Here is a 6649-nt window from a genome sequence, read left to right on the forward strand (position 1 = left end):
TCGTCGTCGTCTCCACCCCGGTCACCCCCCGCCCGCGCCGCACCCTTATCGAACCTGTGATCGACTCTACCGGCGTGCCACTCATAGCACAAGTGTGCGATTGGCGGAGAGGGAGGATGAGCGGGTGGTGATCACGAGGGGATGAATGGCCACAGCTGATCGGGTTCTGCTACGGTGGGCCGCATGTCGATCGCTCGCGCATATTGGCGCTTTATGTGGGCTCCGGGTGGAGCCCGCGCCGCGAGCGCACGCGTCCGCTAGACGGATCGTCGACACCCGGAGCCCAGAGGCGGTGACCACCATGGTCGCCGCCTTCCGCCTTTCAACAGCGGCGGATCCGGGTGCGACATGGGCACCGAAGAGGATCACGGCACCCGGCCCGCCACCACCGATTCGTCAGGAGCGACCGCCGTGACCATCACCGCCGAGAACCCCACCCAGACCGCCGACAGGCGCGTCCTGTCGTACTCACCGCTGCCGACCCCGACCGAGATCCTCGGCGAGCTCCCGCTGGGAGAGGCCCGCGAGGCGCTGGTCGAGCGGAGCCGGTCCGAGATCGCCGACGTGCTGGCCGGCCGCGATGACCGCCTGCTCGTCGTGGTGGGCCCCTGCTCGGTTCACGACACCGACGCCGCACTCGACTACGCCGGTCGGCTGGCCCGGCTCGCGGACGAGACGTCCGAGGACCTGCTCATCGTCATGCGCGTGTACTTCGAGAAGCCGCGCACGACGGTCGGCTGGAAGGGCCTCATCAACGACCCCGCGCTCGACGGGAGCTACGACATCCCGCGCGGCCTGCGCACCGCCCGCAAGCTGCTGCTGGACGTGCTCGACCTCGGACTTCCCGTCGGCACCGAGTTCCTCGAGCCGACCAGCCCGCAGTACATCGCCGACGCCGTCTCCTGGGGTGCGATCGGCGCCCGCACCACGGAGAGCCAGGTGCACCGCCAGCTCGTGTCGGGCCTGTCCATGCCGGTCGGCTTCAAGAACGGCACCGACGGCGAGGTCCAGGTCGCGGTGGACGGGTGCCGGTCCTCGGCGGCGGGACACGTGTTCTTCGGCACCGACGCCGACGGCCGCGCGGCGGTCGTGGAGACGGCGGGCAACACGGACTGTCACGTGATCCTGCGCGGCGGCACCCGCGGGCCGAACCACGACGCCGAGTCCGTCGCAGCCGCGGTCGCGGCCGTGGGCAAGGTCGGGCTGCCGGGTCTCGTGATGGTCGACGCCAGCCACGCCAACTCGGGCAAGTCGCACGAGCGCCAGGCCGAGGTCGTGGCCGAGTTGGCCGAGCGCATCGGCGGGGGAGAGCAGGGCATCTCCGGGCTGATGATCGAGAGCTTCATCGAGCCCGGCGCCCAGTCCGTCGAGGCCGAGGAACTGGTCTACGGGCAGTCCGTCACCGACGCCTGCATGGGATGGGACACCACCGCCGACGGGCTGCGTGCCCTCGCCGCGGCGGTGCGCGCCGGCCGACGGAACTGACTCCCGCCGGCCGACGGAGCCGAGCGCGCAGCGGGTCAGGGGCACCACAGAGGAGGCGGTGCCGCGCGGTACTCTTTCCCGCGTGGCCACCTCCCCCCTGTACAAGTTCTACGAGTCCCGACTGCGGTCGTCGCTCGAGGGCAAGAGGCTGCCGCGGCACGTCGCCGTGATGTGCGACGGCAACCGCCGGTGGGCCAAGGAGGCCGGGTTCACCGACGTCGCACACGGCCACCGGGCCGGCGCGGTGAAGATCGCCGAGATGCTGGGCTGGTGTGACGAGCTCGGCATCGACGTCGCCACCATCTACCTCCTGTCCACCGAGAACCTCGGCCGCGACGCCGACGAGCTCGGCGAACTGCTGCAGATCATCGCCGACGTCGTGGACGAGATCACCAGGCCGGAGCGCAACTGGGAGGTCCGCATCGTCGGGCGACTGGAGCTCCTGCCCGAGTGGCTGGCCGATCGCCTGCGTCACGCGGAGCAGGTGAGCACCGGCCGACCGGGCGTCAAGGTCAACGTCGCGGTGGGTTACGGCGGGCGGCAGGAGATCGCCGACGCGGCCCGTGAGCTGGTCGAGCAGCTGATCGACGAGGGCCGGACGGGAGCCGACCTCGTCGACGGGATCACCGTCGAGGGCATCGGGGAGCACCTCTACACGTCCGGGCAACCCGACCCCGACCTCGTGATCCGCACGTCCGGCGAGCAGCGCCTGTCGGGCTTCCTGCTGTGGCAGAGCGCGTACTCGGAGATCTGGTTCACCGAGGCCTACTGGCCGGCGTTCCGCCGCGTGGACTTCCTGCGCGCACTCCGCGAGTACAGCGCCCGCAACCGCAGGTTCGGGCAGTGAGCACCCCGGCGGGATCCTCCGTGCCCGCGTGGTTCACCGTCCGGGCCGTGTGCGTGGTCGACCAGCTGCTGACCGTGCCCGGCCGGGTCGGCGTGACGGCGATCGACAAGCGCCCGGTCGAGGGCCCGGTCCAGGTCCGCGAGTACGGCCTCCACGGCGACGTCCAGGCCGACCGCAAGCACCACGGCGGCGTGTGGAAGGCCGTCTACCTGCTCTCCGACTCCGACGTCGAGCAGTGGGAACCCGAGTTCGGCGGCCCCATCCCGCCCGGCTTCTTCGGCGAGAACCTCCGCGTGACGGGCGTCGACACCTCGCAGCTGCAGATCGGGACGGTGCTCGAGGTCGCCGCTGCAGGTGCTGCCGGTGCCGCCGGGGCACCCGGCCTGCGCATGGAGGTCACCACGCCGCGCATCCCGTGTCAGACCTTCGCCCACCGTGTCGGGAAGCCGCGGTGGGTGCGTCGCTTCACCGAGGGCGGGCGGCCGGGCGCGTACGCGCGGGTCCTCGCCCCGGGTCCGGTCGGGGCGGGCGACGAGATCCGGGTGGTCAGCGAGCCCACGCACGGTGTCACCATCGCCAGGGTGCTGTCCGGGGTCGACGACGACGAGGTCAGCCGCCTCCTCGCCGAGTACGACCTCTCCGAGCTCGCACCGAGCCTCGTCCGGAAGCTGGATCCGGCCACGGACGACCGCCCGGTCGACGCGGACTGAGACACCGCCGGCCGGCCGGATATGGGACGCTGATCCGCATGGGACTCCTCCGGCGATACCGGGCGACCGGCGCGGACCTGCCCTTCGGCGATCCGCTCCGCGCGCACGGCGCGGCCATGGAGGGGTACTTCCTCCGGATCACCGACCGCGAACGCGGGCGCGTGGCCATCGCGCTCATCGGGGTCAACCGGGGACCCGACGGGCACTGGGCGACGCTCGGCCTGGCCTCGGACGAGGTGACGATCCCGCTCGAGGCCGGTGGCGCCCGCCGGCCCGGTGACGGGGACCCCTCGCCGTCGTCCTCCGCGGCGGTTTCCACGCTCCGCCTCGCCGCCGCGCCGCACGGGTGGGCCGCCCCGGCGCGCATCGGCGCCCGGTCCGGAGGCCAGTTCGAGTACCGACGCGACGGCATCCGCGTGGACATGGGGGAGGGCGCGCGGCTCCACGTGGACATCACCGACCCCGTGGAGTGGCCGCATCGCGCCGTCGGCGGGTCGAGCATCTTCCAGTCGGTTCCCGCGCTCAACCAGTACTGGCACCCCTGGCTGCTCGGCGGGCGCGCCAGCGGATGGGCCGAGCTCGACGGCCGGCGCTGGGACTTCGACGACGCCGAGGTGTACGGCGAGAAGAACTGGGGCGCGGAGGGCTTCCCCGACTCCTGGTGGTGGGGGCAGGCGCAGGCGTTCTCCGAGCCCGACACCTGCGTCGCGTTCGCCGGCGGTCAGATCCACTCCGGCCCGCTGCGCACCGAGGTCACCGCGCTCGTCGTGCGGCTCCCGGGCGGGCGCGTCGTGCGGCTCGGCAACCCCGTGGTCTCGCCCGTACGTGCCGACGTCACCGACGAGAGGTGGGAGCTCGAGGGACGCGGCTACGGCTGGGACATCCGCGTCAGCGGCCGCTCGCCGCTCGACCGCGCGCACGTCCTGCCCGTGCCGCTGCCGTCGGAGAACCGCAACTCCGCGGGGTCGATCGAGCACCTGACCGGGGAGCTCGAGGTGGAGGTACGACGGCGAGGGCGGCTGGTGTGGTCGGATCGCAGCTGGCTGGCCGCGCTCGAACACGGAGGTCTCGACCGGGCCGAGGCCGAGCTGCGGAGGCGCGGTGTGCCGGAGGGGGAGACGGGCGCGCCGCCGGTGTAGGCGGGGTGCGGGGATCGCGCGGAGGCGCGTGTTCAGATCTTGCGCAGGCGCAGCCGCTGGATGGAGTGGTCCGAGTTCTTGCGCAGGACGAGAGTCGCGCGCGGCCGGGTGGGCAGGATGTTCTCGACCAGGTTGGGCCTGTTGATCGAGGTCCAGATCTCCCGCGCGGCGAGCCGGGCCGCCTGGTCGGACAGGTCCGCGTAGTGCGCGAAATGCGAGCTCGGGTTGGAGAACGACGTGCTCCGCAGTTCGAGGAAACGCTCGATGTACCACTGCTCGATGTCCTCGATACGCGCGTCCACGTAGAGCGAGAAGTCGAACAGGTCGGAGACCATGAGCCGCGGGCCGGTCTGAAGGACGTTGAGCCCCTCGACGATGAGGATGTCCGGCCGCTTCACCTCGATGTGCTCGCCGGGCACGATGTCGTACTTGGTGTGCGAGTAGACCGGCGCCCGCACCAGGGGCGCACCGGACTTGACCTCGGTGACGAACCGCAGCAGGGCCCGCCGGTCGTACGATTCGGGGTAGCCCTTGCGGTGCATCAGGCCGCGGCGCTCGAGCTCGCGGTTGGGGTAGAGGAAGCCGTCGGTGGTGATGAGGTCCACGCGCGGGTGGGAATCCCAGCGGGTGAGCAGCGCGCGCAGCACACGCGCGGAGGTGGACTTGCCCACCGCGACGGAGCCGGCCACGCCGATCACGAACGGCATCGGGGCGTCGGAGGCCTCGCCGAGGAACAGGTTGGTGGACTGGAACAGGCGCTGCCGGGCGGAGACCTGCAGGTGGATGAGCCGGCTGAGCGGCAGGTAGATCTCCGCGATCTCGTCCAGGTCGAGGTGCTCGCCCAGTCCGCGCAGGCCCTCGAGGTCCTGCTCGGTGAGCACCATGGGCATGGCGCGGCGCAGGCGCCGCCAGCTCCGGCGGTCGAACTCCACGTACGGCGTGTAGTCGCCGGCATGTCTGCTCACGACTCGTGATTGTGGCAGGTGGCCACGGGGGAGAGGGTGTCAGGGTGCGTGGCACTAGACTGACGACGACGACGAGACGAGCCGTGGCCCACACGATTCGTACGAAGCGAGAAGCCCACGCGCGAGGAGCAACGATGACCGACCCGAACACCGACGTGTTCTCCGCCTCTCTGTCCGAACTGGATCCGGAGGTCGCCGAGGCGATGGCCGGGGAGCTGGCCCGTCAGCGGGACACGCTCGAGATGATCGCGTCGGAGAACTTCGTCCCGCGCTCCGTGCTGCAGGCGCAGGGCTCGGTCCTGACCAACAAGTACGCCGAGGGGTACCCGGGCCGCCGCTACTACGGCGGCTGCGAGCACGTCGATGTGGTGGAGAACCTCGCGCGTGACCGTGCCAAGGAGGTCTTCGGCGCGAAGTACGCGAACGTGCAGCCGCACGCCGGTGCGCAGGCCAACGCCGCCGTCCTCATGGCACTGGCCGCCCCGGGCTCGAAGATCATGGGTCTGTCGCTCGCGCACGGTGGCCACCTCACCCACGGCATGAAGCTCAACTTCTCCGGCCAGCTCTACGAGGTCGCCGCCTATGAGGTCGACCCGGAGACAATGCAGGTCAACATGGACACCGTCCGTGAGATGGCGCTGGCGGAGAAGCCGGACGTGATCATCGCCGGATGGTCCGCCTACCCGCGCACCCTGGACTTCGCGAAGTTCCGTGAGATCGCCGACGAGGTGGGCGCGAAGCTGTGGGTCGACATGGCGCACTTCGCCGGCCTGGTGGCCGCGGGGCTGCATCCGAGCCCGGTGCCGCACGCCGACGTGGTGTCCACCACCGTGCACAAGACGCTGGGCGGGCCCCGCTCGGGCATGATCCTCACCAACGATCTCGAGCTGTTCAAGAAGCTCAACTCCACCGTGTTCCCGGGCCAGCAGGGTGGGCCGCTCATGCACGCGATCGCCGCCAAGGCCACGGCCATGAAGATCGCCGGCACCGAGCAGTTCCGGGAGCGGCAGCAGCGCACCCTCGAGGGCGCGAAGATCCTCGCCGAGCGGCTCACCGAGCAGGACTGCAAGGACGCCGGCGTCTCGGTCCTCACGGGCGGTACCGACGTCCACCTCGTGCTGGTGGACCTGCGCGACTCGGAGCTGGACGGCCAGCAGGCCGAGGATCTGCTCCACGAGGTCGGCATCACCGTCAACCGCAACGCCGTTCCGTTCGACCCCCGACCGCCGATGGTCACCTCCGGCCTGCGGATCGGTACGCCGGCACTGGCCACCCGCGGCTTCACCACGGAGGAGTTCCGCGAGGTCGCGGACATCATCGGCACCGCCCTGGCGGCCGGCAAGGACGCCGACACCGCGGGCCTGCGCGACCGGGTGACCGCCCTGGCGAAGGCCAAGCCGCTGTACGAGGGCCTCGAGGACTGGAAGATCCTGGGCTGAGGACTCCGGGACACACGACGACAGGCGGGGGCCGATGACCGACGAGAGCGCGGGCATCGGCCCC

At 71.2% G+C, this 6649-nt stretch carries 6 protein-coding genes; 5 read left to right on the forward strand and 1 reads right to left on the reverse strand.

From position 1 onward, the window contains the following. The first annotated feature begins 348 nt into the window (after window positions 1-348). From DPA01S_RS15605 to DPA01S_RS15620, 4 genes are all read left to right on the forward strand, one after another. Window positions 349-1485 carry a 3-deoxy-7-phosphoheptulonate synthase gene (locus tag DPA01S_RS15605; protein ID WP_371441648.1) on the forward strand — a complete coding sequence of 379 codons (1137 nt, stop codon included), beginning with the start codon at window positions 349-351 and terminating at the stop codon, window positions 1483-1485. 82 nt (window positions 1486-1567) lie between these two features. Beyond that, on the forward strand, window positions 1568-2332 hold the full coding sequence (locus DPA01S_RS15610; RefSeq protein WP_061230071.1) for an isoprenyl transferase: 765 nt from the start codon (window positions 1568-1570) through the stop codon (window positions 2330-2332). Further along, on the forward strand, window positions 2329-3042 hold the full coding sequence (locus DPA01S_RS15615) for an MOSC domain-containing protein (RefSeq protein WP_232303212.1): 714 nt from the start codon (window positions 2329-2331) through the stop codon (window positions 3040-3042). Before DPA01S_RS15610 ends, DPA01S_RS15615 begins: the two co-directional genes overlap by 4 nt. A 38-nt stretch (window positions 3043-3080) precedes the next feature. Then, window positions 3081-4181: a tocopherol cyclase family protein gene (locus tag DPA01S_RS15620; RefSeq protein WP_061917746.1), complete on the forward strand. Its 1101-nt coding sequence runs from the start codon at window positions 3081-3083 to the stop codon at window positions 4179-4181. Window positions 4182-4213: 32 nt separating this feature from the next. Here the strand turns inward: DPA01S_RS15620 and coaA are convergent, their stop codons facing one another. Further along, window positions 4214-5146, reverse strand: a complete 933-nt coding sequence (gene coaA / locus DPA01S_RS15625) for a type I pantothenate kinase (protein ID WP_061917750.1) — start codon at window positions 5144-5146, stop codon at window positions 4214-4216. Window positions 5147-5280: 134 nt separating this feature from the next. Here coaA and glyA point away from each other — a divergent pair, with 134 nt between their 5' ends. Further along, complete coding sequence (glyA, locus tag DPA01S_RS15630) at window positions 5281-6585, forward strand: serine hydroxymethyltransferase (RefSeq protein ID WP_061917753.1); 1305 nt, start codon at window positions 5281-5283, stop codon at window positions 6583-6585. The last annotated feature ends 64 nt before the right edge of the window (window positions 6586-6649 follow it).

Source organism: Dietzia papillomatosis NBRC 105045, assembly GCF_001570845.1.
Lineage (GTDB): Bacteria > Actinomycetota > Actinomycetes > Mycobacteriales > Mycobacteriaceae > Dietzia > Dietzia cinnamea.

What these genes read in the sequence shown, in the direction of transcription:
- DPA01S_RS15605 (WP_371441648.1), top strand. Translation starts at nt 349, where the DNA reads ATGGGCACCGAAGAGGATCACGGCACCCGGCCCGCCACCACCGATTCG.
- DPA01S_RS15620 (WP_061917746.1), top strand. Translation starts at nt 3,081, where the DNA reads ATGGGACTCCTCCGGCGATACCGGGCGACCGGCGCGGACCTGCCCTTC.
- glyA (WP_061917753.1), top strand. Translation starts at nt 5,281, where the DNA reads ATGACCGACCCGAACACCGACGTGTTCTCCGCCTCTCTGTCCGAACTG.